This window comes from Pseudoalteromonas sp. MT33b (genome assembly GCF_014117385.1).
GTDB classification, from domain to species: domain Bacteria; phylum Pseudomonadota; class Gammaproteobacteria; order Enterobacterales; family Alteromonadaceae; genus Pseudoalteromonas; species Pseudoalteromonas lipolytica.
In genome coordinates this window covers 1,610,694-1,629,221 of the sequence record NZ_CP059831.1, presented here as the reverse complement: position 1 = coordinate 1,629,221, position 18,528 = coordinate 1,610,694, and the positions used below count along the sequence as shown (strand labels likewise).

General features: G+C 41.3%; 17 protein-coding genes. 6 read left to right on the top strand and 11 right to left on the bottom strand.

Features of this window, described 5'->3' with window-relative positions; all coding sequences use genetic code 11:
* Nucleotides 1-88 precede the first annotated feature (88 nt).
* Nucleotides 89-976 (bottom strand): LysR family transcriptional regulator, encoded by an 888-nt coding sequence (locus H3302_RS07455; protein ID WP_182396318.1) that lies wholly within the window; start codon nucleotides 974-976, stop codon nucleotides 89-91.
* Between the two features lie 125 nt (nucleotides 977-1,101).
* On the opposite strand from H3302_RS07455, the gene H3302_RS07450 reads away from it, so the two are divergent.
* Complete coding sequence (locus tag H3302_RS07450) at nucleotides 1,102-1,593, top strand: VOC family protein (protein ID WP_065979891.1); 492 nt, start codon at nucleotides 1,102-1,104, stop codon at nucleotides 1,591-1,593.
* 426 nt (nucleotides 1,594-2,019) lie between these two features.
* On the opposite strand, the gene pyrF is transcribed toward H3302_RS07450, so the two are convergent.
* The 9 genes from pyrF to gyrA form a co-directional block, all read right to left on the bottom strand.
* On the bottom strand, nucleotides 2,020-2,724 hold the full coding sequence (pyrF, locus tag H3302_RS07445; protein WP_036968566.1) for an orotidine-5'-phosphate decarboxylase: 705 nt from the start codon (nucleotides 2,722-2,724) through the stop codon (nucleotides 2,020-2,022).
* Between the two features lie 33 nt (nucleotides 2,725-2,757).
* Nucleotides 2,758-3,894, bottom strand: a complete 1,137-nt coding sequence (lapB, locus tag H3302_RS07440) for a lipopolysaccharide assembly protein LapB (RefSeq protein WP_182396317.1) — start codon at nucleotides 3,892-3,894, stop codon at nucleotides 2,758-2,760.
* Between the two features lie 2 nt (nucleotides 3,895-3,896).
* On the bottom strand, nucleotides 3,897-4,178 hold the full coding sequence (locus H3302_RS07435) for a lipopolysaccharide assembly protein LapA domain-containing protein (RefSeq protein WP_054551349.1): 282 nt from the start codon (nucleotides 4,176-4,178) through the stop codon (nucleotides 3,897-3,899).
* 20 nt (nucleotides 4,179-4,198) lie between these two features.
* The gene (ihfB, locus tag H3302_RS07430) at nucleotides 4,199-4,486 is read right to left on the bottom strand and encodes an integration host factor subunit beta (RefSeq protein WP_036968575.1); all 288 of its coding nucleotides are present in this window, start codon (nucleotides 4,484-4,486) and stop codon (nucleotides 4,199-4,201) included.
* 62 nt (nucleotides 4,487-4,548) lie between these two features.
* The gene (gene rpsA, locus H3302_RS07425; RefSeq protein WP_036968578.1) at nucleotides 4,549-6,216 is read right to left on the bottom strand and encodes a 30S ribosomal protein S1; all 1,668 of its coding nucleotides are present in this window, start codon (nucleotides 6,214-6,216) and stop codon (nucleotides 4,549-4,551) included.
* Between the two features lie 93 nt (nucleotides 6,217-6,309).
* Nucleotides 6,310-7,023, bottom strand: a complete 714-nt coding sequence (gene cmk, locus H3302_RS07420; protein ID WP_118844234.1) for a (d)CMP kinase — start codon at nucleotides 7,021-7,023, stop codon at nucleotides 6,310-6,312.
* 104 nt (nucleotides 7,024-7,127) lie between these two features.
* Nucleotides 7,128-8,408, bottom strand: a complete 1,281-nt coding sequence (aroA, locus tag H3302_RS07415; protein ID WP_118844233.1) for a 3-phosphoshikimate 1-carboxyvinyltransferase — start codon at nucleotides 8,406-8,408, stop codon at nucleotides 7,128-7,130.
* A 1-nt stretch (nucleotide 8,409) separates the two neighbouring features.
* A complete protein-coding gene (serC, locus tag H3302_RS07410) occupies nucleotides 8,410-9,498 on the bottom strand; it encodes a 3-phosphoserine/phosphohydroxythreonine transaminase (RefSeq protein ID WP_036968587.1) in 1,089 nt (362 codons plus the stop codon).
* Between the two features lie 69 nt (nucleotides 9,499-9,567).
* Complete coding sequence (gene gyrA / locus H3302_RS07405) at nucleotides 9,568-12,264, bottom strand: DNA topoisomerase (ATP-hydrolyzing) subunit A (RefSeq protein WP_036968590.1); 2,697 nt, start codon at nucleotides 12,262-12,264, stop codon at nucleotides 9,568-9,570.
* Nucleotides 12,265-12,440: 176 nt separating this feature from the next.
* Between gyrA and ubiG the strand changes: the two genes are divergently transcribed.
* The 5 genes from ubiG (at nucleotide 12,441) to yfaE (ending at nucleotide 17,969) form a co-directional block, all read left to right on the top strand.
* Nucleotides 12,441-13,151, top strand: a complete 711-nt coding sequence (gene ubiG / locus H3302_RS07400) for a bifunctional 2-polyprenyl-6-hydroxyphenol methylase/3-demethylubiquinol 3-O-methyltransferase UbiG (protein WP_182396316.1) — start codon at nucleotides 12,441-12,443, stop codon at nucleotides 13,149-13,151.
* Nucleotides 13,151-13,822 carry an HAD family hydrolase gene (locus H3302_RS07395; RefSeq protein ID WP_036968596.1) on the top strand — a complete coding sequence of 224 codons (672 nt, stop codon included), beginning with the start codon at nucleotides 13,151-13,153 and terminating at the stop codon, nucleotides 13,820-13,822. Before ubiG ends, H3302_RS07395 begins: the two co-directional genes overlap by 1 nt.
* A gap of 389 nt (nucleotides 13,823-14,211) precedes the next feature.
* Complete coding sequence (gene nrdA / locus H3302_RS07390; protein ID WP_036968599.1) at nucleotides 14,212-16,497, top strand: class 1a ribonucleoside-diphosphate reductase subunit alpha; 2,286 nt, start codon at nucleotides 14,212-14,214, stop codon at nucleotides 16,495-16,497.
* 69 nt (nucleotides 16,498-16,566) lie between these two features.
* Nucleotides 16,567-17,697 (top strand): class Ia ribonucleoside-diphosphate reductase subunit beta, encoded by a 1,131-nt coding sequence (gene nrdB, locus H3302_RS07385; RefSeq protein WP_036968602.1) that lies wholly within the window; start codon nucleotides 16,567-16,569, stop codon nucleotides 17,695-17,697.
* On the top strand, nucleotides 17,697-17,969 hold the full coding sequence (gene yfaE, locus H3302_RS07380; RefSeq protein WP_036968605.1) for a class I ribonucleotide reductase maintenance protein YfaE: 273 nt from the start codon (nucleotides 17,697-17,699) through the stop codon (nucleotides 17,967-17,969). The genes nrdB and yfaE overlap by 1 nt, the downstream gene beginning before the upstream one ends.
* Here yfaE and H3302_RS07375 read toward each other — a convergent pair.
* Nucleotides 17,966-18,493 carry a YaeQ family protein gene (locus tag H3302_RS07375; RefSeq protein ID WP_065979888.1) on the bottom strand — a complete coding sequence of 176 codons (528 nt, stop codon included), beginning with the start codon at nucleotides 18,491-18,493 and terminating at the stop codon, nucleotides 17,966-17,968. The genes yfaE and H3302_RS07375 overlap by 4 nt on opposite strands.
* Nucleotides 18,494-18,528: the final 35 nt, after the last annotated feature.

Here is an 18,528-nt window from a genome sequence, read left to right as displayed (position 1 = left end):
CTTCGTTTCAACTATTCTGGCTGAAACGTTTTTGTCCAAAAACCACTGAGTAAATGCTCTATAGGTTGGCTTTGAGTGGATAGCGAACCTAAGCCCATGTCTGCCGAATGATTGAATTAAAGGTATCATAACGAGCAGGTAATACTCTGTTTTTTTTACAGACCAAATATAAACTTTCTATTACTGGTTGTTTAGGTTTGAAAACCTTTAAACGTTTAGGGAGATAAAAACTGTCAACGGCACTTTTGGGTAATATGGTAAAGCCAATGCCTTGAGCGATTGGTTCTAAGATTTGGCTAATTTGGTTAATTGAACCGACAACAGGAATTTTGCTAACATCTAGTTGTGTTAATTCTTGTTCTAATGATTGCTTAAAATACAAAGACAAATAATGTTCGGCATCTGGATGATTGATTAGCCCTAACTCTGAAAATAATCGCTCCCAGCTATTATTAACATTAGCTTTTTGGGGCAAAATCAAACACAGCTCTTCTTTGCCAAGCACTTCAAAATCAAAGAAACTTTCATTGGGTATATTGGTCACAATTCCTTGGTCAATATGTCCGTTTTTGATATCAGCCAAAATTTGATGATTAGGGGCTGCTTTAATATTAATGTGAATGTTGGGATGTTGATTTTGAAGTGGTAATAACCTTGGGTAAAGTAGTAACGCCACTGAACCAGAGCATGCTAAGGTGCATTCTCCTGATAAAGGGTCATCAAAGCTTAGTTGCTCAAAGAGAAACTTTTCATTCCTTATTAACGCTTTCGCATGGTTGTAAACCAACCGACCTTGCTCAGTAATTGAAAATGACTTCTTCTCTCTTTTAATTAACTTACATCCACACGCCTCTTCGAGTTTGTTGATGTGCTGGCTAACTCCCGGTTGAGTCATATAAAGTTTTTCGGCGGTTTGTGTAAAGTGCCCAACATCAACAAGCGTTATGAACGTTTCTAACCAAACAGGATTTAGCATACCATCACTTAATAACTTTAAATTATCATTTTCATAATAATCGATAATTTCATTTTATCAATAAGCGTTCATATAATTTACTCATTAATTAGATTTTATATTTCAGCAATATCTAGGAGAAAATTATGAAAATGAATCATGTTGGTATTATGGTTGGCGATATGGACAAAGCGGTTGAGTTCTACACTAAAGCGCTAGGCCTTAGAATTGTAATGAATAACACCAGAGTTATAGAAGAGCGAAAATCAGCAATCGGTCGCATGTGTATTGCGGTATTCGGTGAAGGCTTCAAAAGCTTTAATATTGCTCACTTAGTAACTACTGATGGTATCGGTGTTGAGCTGTTCGAAATGGTTGACCGCGAAGATTGCCACAACGTTGATTTCTCGCGCCTTGGTATCTTCCATTTCTGTTTACAGTTGCCAAAGGAGCAGTTTGAAACAGCAATTAAACGTGTTGAAGAGTATGGTGGCAAAGTTCGCATGGATATCCACCGTTATCATCCTGAAGATGAACTAAAGCAAGCGCAAATGGTTTACCTAGAAGATCCATTTGGCAACCTATTTGAGTTTTACTCTCACTCTTACGAAGATACTTACGCTTCAGACTACGAATAACATAAAGGAGTAGAAAATTTTCTAGTCTTTGTTTGTTGTTTCTGCCGAGGTGTTTGTTCATTTTTGTTGTTCATGTGTTGTTTAAAGTAGACGTACACTACTTGTTAATTCTGCATGGGCGCATGCGTGTATATAGCACGCAATAGTAATTAAAGGCTAATATCATCGGAGACTTTGGAGTTTAAGAGCAAGACTGAATAATTTTGAAATGAAGTGAGCCAATAGCTGAGTAAAGTCACTATTTATGAGTTAGGCTAACTCTTAAGCAACTTTTATTTCATGAAATCAATAAATGCATGGTTTTTATTAGGCATGTATTTACTTTGCACAAACTGTAAGCAAATATCCCCCTGATAATTAAGCCCTAAAACAAAAAGAGCAAAGTAAAAACTTTGCTCTTTATTCATTCAGATTAAATAACGCAGGCTATTTTAGCGAGTCATTAATTTCTTTTAGTGTTGCCACTGGGTCTGCAGATTGGGTGATTGGGCGGCCAACGACTAAATAATCGCTTCCATCTTCAACAGCTTGCTTTGGTGTCATAATGCGTTTTTGGTCACCAGCATCGCTACCTGCAGGGCGAATACCTGGGGTAACCAGTTTAAAGTCTGCGCCTAGCTCTGCTTTTAACTTTTTCGCTTCTTGCGCTGAGCACACTACTCCATCAAGGCCTGATTCTTTAGCTAGTTTTGCTAGGTAGATAACCTGCTCTTCAGGTGTTTTATCTACACCTAAGCGAGTAAGTTCGGCGGCATCCATGCTGGTTAATACTGTTACTGCAATCAATAATGGTGCGTCATCACCAAACTGCTCTAATGCTTGCTTTGCTTTGGTCATCATTTCAACGCCGCCAGAAGCATGCACGTTAACCATCCATACACCCATTTTTGCAGCTGCTGTAACAGCTTTTGCAACGGTGTTTGGAATATCATGAAATTTCAGGTCTAAGAAAACATCAAACCCAAGATCTATTAGTTCTTTTACAAAGCTAGGGCCAAAATACGTGAACATTTCTTTGCCTACTTTAAGGCGACACGTTTCTGGCGATAATTGCTTTACAAACGTAAGCGCTGTTTGTTGATCGTCATAATCAAGGGCAATTAATACTTTTTTTGAATCTTCGACAGACATAACTTTCCTAAAAAACTAATGGACTAATATGAATTAAAAACCGTCTATGCCACGGCTTGGAACAATTGTTTCCCAGTGTTTACAAGATGGACACACCCAATAAATGGTATGACTGGTAAAGCCACAATGCTGGCACTGAAAATCAGGTTTGGTTGCGATATAAGAGGTAACCAATTTATCAATTTGGTCCAGCACATCTTTAATATCGTTATTTTGTTTCGCGAGCAGTTGTAATAAAAAGCTAAAACCACGGATCGTGGGATGGCGCTTTAAACTGTCAGTTAAAAATTTAATGGCTTGCTCAATATGCCCTTGTTCAAGGAGTGCTTGGCAATGCTTTATTTTTATTAATACCCCGCCTTTTTCGAGCAGTTCATTCAGTAAATCATGAAATTGATGCGTTAAGTTAAGTTTGTCATAACTCATCGCCAGCTCTTCAATAAACACAGGGGCAAAAAAGGTAAACTGGCTAATTAGCTCACGCCAATAGTAAATTGCTTTCACATAATCTTCTTTGGTAAAAGCGCTGTGGCCGAGCTCATACAAAGGGCGAATAGCTTTGTGGTTTAAGCTAATCGCCTTGCGCATAATTTGTGTATCGTCGTCTTGTAAAGCGGCTTCACAATAAAAATTAGCAATGGCTTTAACATGCTGCGGTTTTGTAAATAGCTCACTGTGCGCCTCGTACATGTTAATGCCTTTATCCCACTCTCGCGTTTGCGAATATAGGTTAATAATAGGCTCTAAGGCTTCTTTGTATCCGGCTTTCACAAGCCAGACTAAATGCTCTTCCGCACCATCTAACAGCCCTGCCATAATATAATCTTCGGCTAGCTCTAAACGGCTGGTGGCTGCTTGTTGTTCATCTAAACTGGGGTGTTTTAATAACAGCTCATGAATTTTAATTGCACGGTCTAACTCGCCACGACGGCGAAACATGGTCGCCAATGTTGAATAGTGTTCAACGGAGTCTGCTGCAACTTCAAGAAGATTAATTAAGTGTTCTAAGCCTTGGTCTTCTTCTCTGTCTAAGAGAAACTTTAGGCCTTTAGAATATTCAGAGGTGATTTGGCGATTAAGCTGATGAGCTTGGTTTTTAGCACTGTTTTTACCCATTATCCAGCCGTAACCGGCTGCAACGGGTAAAAGTAAAAACAGAAGCTCAATCATGATTAGGTGTCTTTATTAGCAACAAGCTTTTTATTGTTTTTTTCAGGCGCTAACTTTTTCTTTAAGCGATAATTTTGCCACTTTAACTGCGAAAACAGTGTAAAGCTTATAAAACAACCAATGGCGACACCTAAAATAAAGCAGATACTTATTACAACAGCTAAGGGCAACGTATTACTGGCAATTAAATAATTGATTTGCACAAGTTGTGGATTTTGTGAACCAAGTACAAACGCAATAAATAAGCACAGCGCTATTAATACAATTTTTAATACCCTAAACAAGTAACTACTCCTGTATAAAACTAGGCAATACTCGCATTTACGCGGTCACGTAATTCTTTACCTGGTTTAAAATGTGGTACGTGCTTACCGTCTAGCTCAACTGTTTCGCCAGTCTTTGGATTACGACCTGTGCGCGGAGAACGATAATGCAATGAGAAACTTCCAAAGCCACGGATCTCGATACGATCTGAGCTAGATAATGAACCGGCCATTTGTTCAAGAATTTCTTTAACGGCATTTTCAACATCTTTCACTGGAATGTGTGCGTGTTGTTCAGCTAGTTGTTCTATCAATTCTGACTTAGTCATAACGTTTCCTTAAAAAGAGATAAAGGAAGGGCAAAACTGCCCTTCCAATTAAAGACTATAGATTAGTCTTTTTGAGCATTTTTGAATGCTGCAGCCATTGCGTTTTCAAACGCTGGCTCTTCTTTCTTAAGCTTCTCTAGTACTTCTTTCTCTTCTGCTTCGAAAAGAGCTTTAACAGATAAGCTTAAAGTGCGGTTCTTACGATCAACACCAACGTATTTCGCTTCGATTTCGTCGCCTGCAGAAACTACAGTAGTAGCATCTTCAACGCGCTCTTGAGCGATATCAGCTACACGGATGTAACCTTCAACGCCTTCGATTAGCTCAACAGTTGCGCCTTTCGCATCAACTTCAGTCACTTTACCTTTAACAATAGCACCTTTTTTGTTTGCGTCCAGGTAGTTATTGAAAGGGTCAGCTTCGATTTGCTTAACGCCTAGAGAGATACGCTCACGCTCTGGGTCAACTTGCAATACGATAGCAGTGATTTCGTCGCCTTTCTTGAATTCACGTACAGCTTCTTCGCCTGGTGTGTTCCAAGAAATGTCTGAAAGGTGAACAAGACCGTCAATACCGCCTTCAAGACCGATGAAGATACCGAAGTCAGTGATTGATTTGATCTTACCAGTAACTTGGTCGCCTTTGTTTTGTAGACGAGCAAATTCTTGCCATGGGTTAGCAATACATTGCTTAAGACCAAGAGAAATACGACGACGCTCTTCGTCGATTTCAAGAACCATAACTTCAACAGTGTCACCTAGTGAAACAACTTTTGAAGGGTGGATGTTCTTGTTAGTCCAATCCATTTCAGAAACGTGTACTAGACCTTCAACGCCTTCTTCGATTTCAACGAAACAGCCGTAATCTGTAAGGTTAGTAACACGACCAGAAAGCTTAGAACCTTCTGGGTAACGACCAGCGATAGCTGCCCATGGATCTTCGCCAAGTTGTTTAAGACCTAGAGATACACGAGTTTTATCTTTGTCGAATTTAAGAACTTTAACTGCGATTTCGTCGCCAACATTAACGATTTCTGAAGGGTGCTTAACACGCTTCCACGCCATGTCTGTGATGTGTAGTAGACCGTCAACACCACCAAGGTCAACGAACGCACCGTAGTCAGTAAGGTTCTTAACGATACCTTTAACTTCTTGACCTTCAACAAGGTTAGCAAGAAGTTCTTCACGCTCTTGTGAGTTTTCTGATTCGATAACTGCACGGCGAGAAACAACAACGTTGTTACGTTTTTGGTCAAGCTTGATTACTTTGAACTCAAGCTCTTTACCTTCAAGGTGAGTTGTGTCACGTACTGGACGAACATCAACAAGTGAACCAGGTAGGAAAGCACGGATTGAATCAACTTCAACAGTGAAACCGCCTTTAACTTTACCGTTGATAACACCAGTAACAGTTTCTTGCTCTTCACATGCTTTTTCTAAGCGGATCCACGCTTCGTGACGCTTCGCTTTCTCACGAGAAAGGATAGTTTCACCGAAACCGTCTTCGATTGCATCTAACGCAACATCTACTTCGTCGCCAACAGCAACTTCTAGTTCACCAGCAGCATTTTTGAATTGCTCAGCAGGGATTGCACTCTCAGATTTAAGACCAGCATCAACAAGTACGATGTTGTTCTCGATTGAGATAACTGTACCTTTAACGATAGAGCCTTGCTCTGCTTCAAAACCCTTTAGGCTTTCTTCAAATAACTGCGCAAAATTTTCTGACATTATACGTCTCTAAATAATTAAATAACCAATTAGCAACCATGCTGCATGGGGTTGTTAAAATAGCGCTGGCATCCTGCCGGCACATTAAAAAATTTACTTTTTAGCTTTAGGGAGCTTACCCGCAAGTACGGCTTCGTCGACTAAAGTAATAACTTTATCAAACACTTGCATTGCATTGAACTCGCTAGTATCGATTTCAATGGCATCTTTTGCAGGCACAAGCGGCGCAACTTCACGTGTCATATCACGGTGATCGCGTGCTTTTATGTCCTCAAGTAGACCACTTAGTGTAACATCTAGTCCACGATCGTTCAACTCAGCAAAGCGACGACGCGCACGCTCCTCAGCAGTCGCTGTTAAATATATTTTTAATGGCGCGTCTGGAAACACAACCGTGCCCATATCGCGACCATCTGCAATTAATCCGCTTTCAGAACGAAACGCGCGTTGACGACGCAATAATGCTTCTCTTACGCGTGGTAAAGCAGCGACTTTTGAGGCTGCAGCACCAACTTCTTCGTTGCGAATTGTTGTTGTGACGTCTTCGCCTTCTAGTACAATTTTAGACGTGTGTGTTTGGCTATCTACCAAAAACTGTACATCTAAGTTTGCAGCCAGCGGCACTAATGCATCTTCATTGTCTAATTCAATTTGATGATGAAGTGCAGCAAGTGACAGCACACGATAAATCGCCCCGCTGTCTAATACATCCCAACCTAATTTCTCGGCTAACAAGCGACAAACAGTTCCTTTACCTGAACCACTTGGGCCATCAATGGTGATTACGGGCATTAATAACGCCTGCATTTATAACCTCCTGCAATGCACACCAAAATAAAACCGCAACATTATACGTCAGTTCTCGTAATAGATCCGCACTTTGAATGTAACTTTTTATATTTTCTTCTGTTTTATTGACTTGAGACAGACTCTAGTACCTTGAAAAACGTTGGAAAAGTTTTATATGTACACTTAGGATCATTAATGGTTATTGGCTTACCGCCAACGGCCACCATCGCAAAGCACATGGCAATACGGTGATCATTGTATGTATCTATCGCTACATCATTAAATGTTTTTGGCGGTGTAATTTCGATGAAATCTTCACCTTCGACTACCTCAGCGCCCACTTTACGAAGTTCTGTCGCCATGGCGTACAAGCGGTCTGTTTCTTTTACACGCCAGTTATAGATATTGCGGATTGCAGTTGTACCTTTTGCGAATAACGCAACAGTGGCCAGTGTCATGGCCGCATCAGGAATAGCGTTTGCGTCGATATCAACCGCGTTAAGTTCACCTTTACGCACAACCAGCTTTTCATCGTACCAATCAATCTTAGCGCCCACTTGTTCCATCACTTTAGCAAAGCCAATGTCACCTTGAACAGACGCAGCACCAACACCGTTAATTTCTATTTCACCACCCGCTATTGCGGCAGCTGCAACAAAGTATGATGCGCTCGATGCATCACCTTCGACCATAATGCGCTCTAGTGCTTGGTATTGTTGGCACCCTTTTACATAAAATACTTCGTAGTTGTCGTGTTTAACTAACACACCAAAACGCTGCATAACATCTAAGGTAATATCAATATAAGGTTTTGATACTAACGTACCTTTAATACGGATTTCTGTATCACCATTAAATAATGGCGCTGCCATTAATAAGGCCGTTAAAAACTGACTAGATATACTGCCGTCAATTTCAACTTGGCCGCCATTAATTTTACCGCCTTTAATGGCCAGTGGTGGATAATCTTTATGTTTTAAATATTCAACATCACCACCCAGCGCATGCAGAGCATCCACTAAATGCCCAATAGGACGCTCTTCCATACGTGGCTCACCGACAAGCTCATACTCGCCCTCTACAGCGGCAAGAACCGCTGTTAAAGGCCGATAAGCTGTGCCAGCATTGCCGAGAAATAACGGCTCGCTAGGTGTTAAGAATTTACCTGCTACACCTTCAACGGTCGCAACGGTTTTATCGTCATTTAAGGTAACATTCACACCCAATAGCTTAAGTGCGCCTAACATATGACGAATATCATCACTGTCTAGCAAATTATCAACGACCGTGGTGCCCTGTGCAAGCGCCGCCAAAAGTAAAATACGATTTGATAAGCTCTTTGAGCCCGGCAGCGTGACACTGCCATTTACCTTTGAGATAGGTTCAAGACGAAGCTGTTCCATATTAGCTATTCTCCTTGGCGAATTTATCCATAAAATCAACCAAGGCTTGTACACCAGCAAGTGGCATTGCGTTATAAATACTTGCGCGCATACCACCTACAATGCGGTGGCCTTCAAGCGCCAGTAAACCCGCTTCTTTCGATTCTTTAATAAACTGGTCATTAAGCGATTCATCGTTTAACCAAAATGGTACGTTCATACGCGATCGGCAATGCTTAGCAACTTTATTATTATAAAAATCTGAATTGTCGATAAAGTTATACAGCAATTCTGCTTTGGCAATATTTTGCTCTTCCATGGCTTTTACGCCACCGTTTGCTTCTAACCATTCAAACACTTCTGCTGCTAAGTACCATGCAAATGTCGGTGGCGTGTTGTACATGCTGCCTTGCTTTGCTTCTAATGCGTAATCAAGAATACCTGGTTTTTCGAGACCTTCGCGCTCAAGCAACGTTTTACGAATAATAACAATTGCTAAACCCGATGGGCCGATGTTCTTTTGTGCGCCTGCATAAATGACATCGAACTGGTTTACGTCAATTTCGCGTGACAAAATTGTTGATGACATATCGGCGACTATTGGCGCAGATGGGTGTGAAGGCACGTCAAAAATCTCAATACCATCAACCGTTTCATTTGGGCAATAGTGAATGTATGACGCATCAGCTGGTAATTCCCAGCTTGTCGCTGGTTTAATTGAAAACTGGCCATTTTGCTGCTCGTCATTACGAACATTAATACTTGTCACTGCGGTGAACTTTTCGGCTTCTTGTGTCGCGCCTTTTGACCACACACCGTTTTCACAATACACCGCGGGCTTATCTGCTAAATGCAAATTTAGTGGTACAGCACTAAATTGGCCTCGGCCACCGCCATGCATAAATAAAACTTCAAATTCGTCACTGATATTCATTAGACGACGTAAGCTTGCTTCACATTTTGCTGTAAGCTCTAAAAAGTCGCTACTACGATGGCTGATTTCCATCACAGATACGCCTAAACCTTGCCAATCTATAAATTCTTTTTGTGCTTTTTGCATTACTGCCGGCGGTAACATTGCCGGTCCTGCACAAAAATTATATTTAGTCATTACTTTGCCTCATTCCAGTAATTATAGTGCGGATAAAAAAAGCGGCCGAAGCCGCTTTTTAAATCAATTTTACTCTGAAGGTGGGTTATCAACCGTTTCTTCAGTATGTGTATCGACTACTTCAACGCCCTCGCCTTCGATGGCTTCAAGCTCATCAACTTCGATTTCTTCGATACGTTGTAAACCAACTACTTGCTCTTCGTCAATAGTTCGTATCAAAATAACGCCCTGCGTATTACGACCAACCGTAGAAACCTCATTAACACGAGTACGTACAAGCGTACCACGATTAGAGATAATCATGATTTCGTCGTTTTCATCAACTTGTACTGCACCAACCACTGCGCCATTACGCTCGCTTACTTTGATTGATACAACACCTTGTGTTGCACGGCTCTTCGATGGGTAATCGGCAAGTGCTGTACGCTTACCATAACCATTTTCAGTCACGGTGAGGATTGCACCGTCTGTCTTAGGCACAATTAACGACACAACGCGTTGGTCGTCTGCCATCTTAATACCACGCACACCGGTTGCAGTACGACCCATTGGGCGTACACCTTTGAAGCGGATTTCAGGGTTACCCTCTTCATCAAGTACCGGATTGCCATTTTCATCAACGACGGTCGACTCTTCCGCTTCTTTAAAGCGTACTACCTTGCCTGCGTCTGTGAATAGCATGATTTCGTTTGTACCATCAGTGATATCAACACCAATTAGGCTATCGCCTTCATTTAGGTTGACCGCAATGATACCGCTTGCACGTTGACGGCTATAAGCCGTTAATGGTGTTTTCTTAACTGTACCAAATGCTGTAGCCATGAAGATGTATTTATCTTCTTCGTACTCACGTACAGGTAGAATTGCAGTGATACGTTCGTCAGCTTCAAGCGGCAGTAAGTTCACAATTGGCTTACCACGCGCTGCACGGCTGGCAAGTGGTAATTGGTATACTTTCAGCCAGTATAAACGACCAGCAGTCGAGAAACACAGAATCGTATCGTGTGTATTTGCAACAAGGAGACGTTCAATGAAATCTTCATCTTTCATCTTCGTTGCTGATTTACCTTTACCACCACGACGTTGTGCTTCGTAGTCTGATAATGGCTGATACTTCACATACCCTTCATGAGAAAGCGTTACGACAACGTCTTCTTCATTAATTAAGTCTTCAAGGCTGATATCGTGAGCTGCTGCACTGATTTCTGTACGACGCTCGTCACCATATTGTTCTTTAATTTCAACTAGTTCGTCGCGGATTACTTCCATAAGGCGATCTGGGGTTGAAAGGATATAAAGTAGTTCAGCAATAAGATCGAGTAGTGTTTGGTACTCGTCTAAGATCTTCTCATGCTCAAGACCCGTTAGTTTGTGTAAACGTAGGTCAAGGATCGCCTGTGCTTGTTGCTCAGATAAATAGTACTCACCATCACGAATACCTAGCTCTGGTGCTAGCCAATCAGGACGCGCTACATTTTCTTCACCGGCTTTTTCAAGCATGGCTTTAACAGTGCCTAGTTCCCAAGACCTTGCTGTTAAAGCTGCTTTTGCTTCAGCAGGCGTAGGTGATTTACGAATTAACTCAATGATTGGGTCGATATTCGCAAGGGCAATCGCTAAGCCTTCAAGCGTATGGGCACGGTCACGGGCTTTGCGTAAATCAAATACCGTACGACGGGTGACTACTTCGCGGCGGTGAATGATAAATGCTTCAAGCATTTCTTTTAAGTTGAAACACTTAGGCTGGTTGTTATCAAGTGCAACCATATTCATACCAAACACGGTTTGTAACTGTGTTTGTGCATAAAGGTTATTCAGAATAACTTCACCTACATCACCACGTTTAATCTCGATAACGATACGCATACCGTCTTTATCTGATTCATCACGGAGTGCGCTAATGCCTTCAATTTTTTTGTCTTTAACAAGTTCAGCGATTTTTTCAATCAAGCGTGCTTTGTTAACTTGGTACGGAATTTCGTGGACGATGATCGTTTCACGACCCGTTTTTTCGTCTACTTCAATTTCTGCGCGTGCGCGGATGTACACTTTACCACGACCCGTTAGGTAAGCTTGCTCTATGCCTTTCTTACCATTAATGATCGCGGCTGTAGGGAAATCTGGACCTGGGATATATTCAATCAGATCAGCAATTGTCATATCTGGGTTTTGGATCAGTGCCAAACACCCATTAATAACTTCAGTTAAGTTATGTGGCGGAATGTTCGTCGCCATACCAACCGCAATACCCGATGAACCATTCACTAATAAGTTAGGTACTTTCGTCGGTAATACGTCAGGAATTTGCTCCGTACCATCATAGTTAGGTACGTAATCAACCGTTTCTTTTTCGAGGTCGGCTAATAGCTCATGTGACATTTTTGCCATACGGACTTCCGTATAACGCATTGCTGCCGCAGAGTCACCGTCAACTGAACCAAAGTTACCTTGGCCATCAACAAGCATATAGCGTAATGAGAAAGGCTGCGCCATACGTACGATGGTGTCATATACCGCGCTGTCGCCATGTGGGTGGTACTTACCGATTACATCACCAACAACACGTGCTGATTTTTTGTAAGGCTTATTCCAATCATTATTGAGTTCGTTCATTGCGAATAAAACACGACGGTGAACAGGTTTTAGACCATCACGTACGTCTGGCAATGCACGTCCTACAATTACGCTCATTGCGTAATCAAGGTAGGAGTTTTTTAATTCATCTTCAATATTGACTGGCAGAATTTCATTGGCGAGATCAGTCATTTGATTTCACATTCCTTCAGTATTGACTCATAAAGAGGCAAAGCGCCGCCTTTAGAGCTTTAGTTATTATTTCATGACCATGCTACCACAATTAATTTAGATTTACAGGCGCTAAATCTTTGCGATTTATTAATTTACCCCTATATAATGGCCTCAGATTGACGAGGAAGTTTTTTATGACCGAACATCAAAATGTAGATAATGCAGAAATTGCAAAGTTTGAAGCCATCGCTGAACGTTGGTGGGACCGCGACGGAGAGTTCAAACCTCTTCATGAAATAAATCCTCTTCGCTTGGATTTTGTTGCCGACAAAGTTGGCGGCTTATTTGATAAAGAAACCTTAGATGTTGGCTGTGGTGGCGGCATTTTAAGTGAAAGCATGGCACGCATGGGAGCTAAAGTAACAGGCATCGATATGGGTCAAGAGCCATTAACCGTTGCTAAGTTACACAGTTTAGAAACCGGTGTCCCTGTTGATTATATGAAAGTACCGGCTGAAGAGTTTGCGAAAGAGCACCCTGCTCGCTTTGATGTAATCACCTGTATGGAAATGTTAGAGCACGTGCCAGACCCTGCTTCTATCATTCGTGCGGTCGCTGAGCTTGCAAAACCTGGCGCCGATGTGTTCTTTTCGACATTAAATAAAACACCTAAAGCGTATTTATACGCCATTGTGGGTGCTGAAAAGTTATTAAAAATGGTGCCCGAAGGCACGCACGACCATAAAAAGTTTATAAAACCCGCCCAATTAATTGCATGGGCAGAAGATGCAGACTTAAAAGTAAGAGCAAGCACAGGCCTCAGCTATAATCCGTTTTCTAAGCAATACAGTTTAAATGATGATGTGAGTGTTAATTACATTCTTCATTTTGAGAAACTTGCCTAATGGCTGGTTGTAATCCTGATATCGCTTTTGATGCCTTTATTTTTGATTTAGATGGCACATTACTCGATACTGCGGATGACCTTGGCGGCGCATTAAATCGCGTATTAGCAGATGCGAATATCGCGCCTGTTGATAAAAGCATTTATCGCCCAGCAGCGTCAAATGGGGCCAATGCATTATTAGAGGTCGGCTTTGGTGATAAATGGCCCGACGTTGAACAATTAGCATTAAGGCAGCAACTGCTCGACTATTATGCAGAAGACATTGCGATTCATAGCAAGTGCTTTAATGGCATAGAGCAACTTCTCGCCTCACTTGAGCAAAACAGCATTAAATGGGGGATCATGACCAATAAGCCCGGCTTTTTAACCGAGCCATTGGTGCAAGCTATCCCAAGCCTTGCTAATGCCATGGCTGTCGTGAGTGGTGATACCTTAGCAGTTGCTAAACCATCGCCAGAGCCACTTATTCATACTGCAAACATGCTCGATGTTGATCCAACGCGTTGCTTATACATAGGTGATGCCGAACGCGACATACAAGCAGCAAAAGCTGCCAATATGTACAGTGCAACTGCACTTTGGGGTTATATACCAAGTGTGGATACCGCACTGAGCTGGGGCGCAGATTTTAACTGGCAAACTCCAACTGATGGATTTATCCATATATAGTGTTAGTTTTAAGTTAAAACACCATATATTGTGATTGGGTTGAGTTTTAAGCAAACTTTGTTGATAAAAAAAACAGTCAGAAATTATTTTTAAAAACGATAATTTTTGTAGATCTTGAGTTGATTTTTACAAATTTCATCATCAATGAATGATCAAAGGTTAATGCTTACTAACACAATTCGTTTATCCAATAGTTATCCACAAAATGGGGCATTTCTATCCCTTGCAAATGATCGCAGACCACACTATCTTGTGATCTGCGTTTTAAAGAACACCAGATATTGTGGCTAAATGTTATTCAATTGACTCATGCTGGTGCTAATAATAATTATAATTAAGAATACCTTTGTCACTAAAAATATAATTTCCCAAGGAATACAGGCAAAACTATGAACCAACAGCTATCTGTAAGCAAACGTGACGGCCGTAAAGAGTCACTTGATCTAGATAAGATCCATCGCGTCATCGCTTGGGCCGCCGAAGGTCTAAATAATGTGTCTGTGTCACAAGTTGAATTGAAATCACATATTCAATTTTACGATGGCATTCGTACTGACGACATTCACGAAACTATCATTAAAGCAGCAGCCGATCAGATCTCTAAAGATACCCCTGATTATCAATACCTTGCTGCTCGTTTAGCTGTATTCCATTTACGTAAGAAAGCGTATGGTCAATTTGAGCCGCCGCGTTTATACGACCACATTACAAAACTGGTTGAAGACAAACGTTATGATCAACACTTACTCGTTGATTACACTGAGCAAGAAATTGACGAGTTAGATGCGTATATTGATCATAACCGTGATCTAAACTTCAGCTATGCCGCTGTAAAGCAGCTTGAAGGGAAATACCTAGTACAGAACCGTGTAACGGGTGAAATTTACGAAAGCGCGCAGTTTTTATATATCTTAGTGGCAGCGAGCTTATTCTCTGACTACCCTCGAGAAACACGCCTTGATTACATCAAGCGCTTTTATGACGCGGTTTCGACATTCAAAATTTCATTGCCGACTCCTATTATGGCTGGTGTGCGTACACCTACGCGTCAATTTAGTTCATGTGTACTGATTGAGTGTGGTGATAGCCTTGATTCAATTAATGCGACATCATCTGCGATTGTAAAATACGTATCACAACGTGCAGGTATTGGTATTAATGCGGGCCGTATTCGTGCTTTAGGTAGCCCAATCCGTAACGGTGAAGCATACCATACTGGGTGTATTCCATTTTATAAACACTTCCAAACGGCGGTTAAGAGCTGTTCTCAAGGCGGTGTCCGTGGTGGTGCAGCAACCCTATTCTACCCGCTGTGGCATTTAGAAGTTGAAAACTTATTAGTCCTTAAAAATAACCGTGGTGTTGATGACAACCGTGTTCGTCATCTAGATTACGGTGTACAGTTCAACAAATTAATGTACAGCCGTTTAATTAAAGACGACTACATTACTTTATTCAGCCCATCAGACGTACCGGGTCTTTACGATGCATTCTTCGAAGACCAAGCTAAATTTGATGAGCTATACGTAAAATACGAGCAAGATGAGTCGATTCGTAAAAAACGTATTAAAGCGATTGAGCTGTTCTCAATGTTCGCACAAGAGCGTGCTAGTACAGGTCGTATTTACTTACAAAACGTTGACCACTGTAATACTCATAGCCCGTTTATCTCAACGGTAGCACCGATCCGTCAGTCTAACTTATGTTTAGAAATTGCATTACCGACTAAGCCACTTAGTAACGTAATGGACGAAGAAGGCGAAATCGCACTGTGTACACTTTCTGCATTCAACTTAGGTGCTATTGAGTCACTTGATGAGTTAGAAGAGCTTGCTGAACTTGCAGTACGTGCGCTTGATAACTTACTTGATTTCCAAGACTACCCTGTCCCTGCAGCGAAAAACGCAACCATGGGTCGTCGCACGTTAGGTATTGGTGTGATCAACTACGCATACTATCTTGCTAAAAACGGTAAACGTTATTCTGACGGTAGTGCAAACGCATTAACGCACCAAACATTTGAAGCAATTCAATATTATTTAATGAAAGCATCAAATGAGCTTGCTAAAGAACGTGGTGCTTGCCCTAAATTTAATGAAACAACGTACTCGCAAGGTATTATGCCAACAGATACGTACAAGCGCGACCTTGACCAAATCTGTGATGAACCTCTTCACCTAGATTGGGATACACTGCGCGCAAACATTAAAGAACATGGTATGCGTAACTCAACATTGTCGGCATTAATGCCATCAGAGACTTCATCACAAATCTCTAATGCAACAAATGGTATTGAGCCACCGCGTGGACACATCAGTGTTAAAGCAAGTAAAGATGGTATCTTGAAACAAGTAGTACCAGAGTATGAGCGCCTAAAAGACAATTATGAGCTACTTTGGGATATCCCATCAAACGATGGTTATCTGCAATTAGTGGGCATTATGCAGAAGTTCGTTGACCAAACGATCTCTGCGAATACAAATTATGATCCATCTAAGTACGAAGGCGGTAAAGTACCTATGAAGGTGCTTTTAAAAGACCTCCTTTCAGCATATAAACTGGGTGTTAAAACGTTGTATTACCATAACACCCGTGATGGCGCTTCAGATGCTCAAGATGAGCTTACACCTGAGGTGGAAGATGATGGTTGTGCAGGCGGTGCTTGTAAAATCTAATTAAATTAATAACATACACAAGCGGGCTCCTTAGCCCGCTTTGTCCTGACTGTTTTTTGAGTATTCACTATGTCATATACAACTTTTAGCCGAAACCATAATAACCAATTACTAGAACCGATGTTTTTCGGCCAGACGGTAAACGTGTCACGTTACGACCAACAAAAGTACCCTATCTTCGAGAAGCTAATTGAAAAGCAATTATCTTTCTTCTGGCGTCCTGAAGAAGTTGACGTAAGTAAAGACCGTCTTGACTTTCAAGCTTTACCTGACCATGAAAAACACATTTTTTTAAGTAACTTAAAATACCAAACATTACTTGATAGTGTGCAAGGTCGTTCGCCTAACGTTGCCTTACTGCCAATTGTGTCAATTCCTGAACTTGAAACGTGGATTGAAACATGGGCATTTAGTGAAACAATTCACAGCCGTTCATACACGCACATTATTCGTAACGTAACGCAGTCACCTGAGCTTATTTTTGATGATATCGTGAGTAACGAAAAAATCAGTGAACGTGCCGATGCGGTGACTAAGTATTACGATGAATTAATCAACATGATTTCGATTTACAACCTTTACGGTGAAGGTAAACATGTGATTAATGGTGAAGAAGTTAAAGTGAGCTTGTTCGACCTTAAAAAGTTGCTTTACCTTGCGATGATGTCGGTTAATATTCTGGAAGCAATTCGTTTTTATGTCAGCTTTGCATGTTCATTCGCGTTTGCTGAACGCGAGCTAATGGAAGGCAATGCAAAAATCATTAAATTAATTGCGCGTGATGAAGCTCTTCATTTATCAGGCACACAACACATCTTAAACATTATGCAAGACGGTAAAGACGATCCTGAAATGGCGATTGTTGCAGCGCAATGTAAAGATGAAGCAATTAAAATGTTTGTTGATGCCGCAGAGCAAGAAAAAGACTGGGCTGAATACCTGTTTAAAGATGGCTCAATGATTGGCTTAAACAAAGATATTTTATGCCAATACGTTGAATACATTACAAATGCACGTATGACTGCGGTAGGCTTACCTGCTCAGTTTGAAAGTAAGAGCAACCCGATTCCATGGATCAATTCGTGGTTAGTCTCTGATAACGTGCAAGTTGCACCGCAAGAAGCCGAGATAAGTTCTTACCTTGTTGGTCAAATCGATTCTCAAGTTGATGCATCAGACTTTGGTGATTTCGATCTGTAATGAGCACTAAACACACTGCACAGGTTATCCTTGCAGGAACAGACAGCCAGAGTATAGATTTTGACTCTGGCTGTTCATCTCTCCTTGAATGCCTTGAACAACATAAAATAGATGTCCCCTATCAATGCCGCGAAGGATATTGCGGTGCTTGTCGTGCTCAGCTTGTAGAAGGCGACGTACGTTATAATCAAGAGCCCCTTGCCTTTGTGCGTCCAGGTGAAGTATTACTGTGTTGCAGTAAACCTAACGGTAAAATCACTATTGAACTTTAATGCCATACAAGATCACGTGTTTGGTAAAAATGGTGTTTATCTGCCACGCTAATCGTTTGCTGATCAATGGTAATATCCCACTGCAAATTTTTACTTAGATGAGTAACGAGTTGTTCAATAAACTGACTATCGAAAGCAATAAGGTGACTGTTGCTGATCAACGCAAGCTGACGTTGATACTCATTTAACCAGTCACTTTCAAGCGTGGTGACAACCCACAGTTCATCAACACGCTTAGCAATTTTAGTTAACATAGATATATCGGGCTGATCAACAGACAGCCACGTCTCATAATGCTCATCGAGCGCTTTTATTGACACATCGGGTTGATTGTTTTTTAGCCGAGCATTGATAGTTGCCTGCTTATTATGCGAAAACAAACAATAGCTCAGCAATTTGAGCACAAAATGCTGATAACTTTCCCCTCTGTCACAGGCGGTGGTGAAGGTTTCTTGATGATTACAATGCTCACGTAAATCTGCGATGGTGAACTGCGCCTTAAATACTCTATTTTTATCAGACATAACCACGGGCCATACCGATTAAATAATCTAAGTAT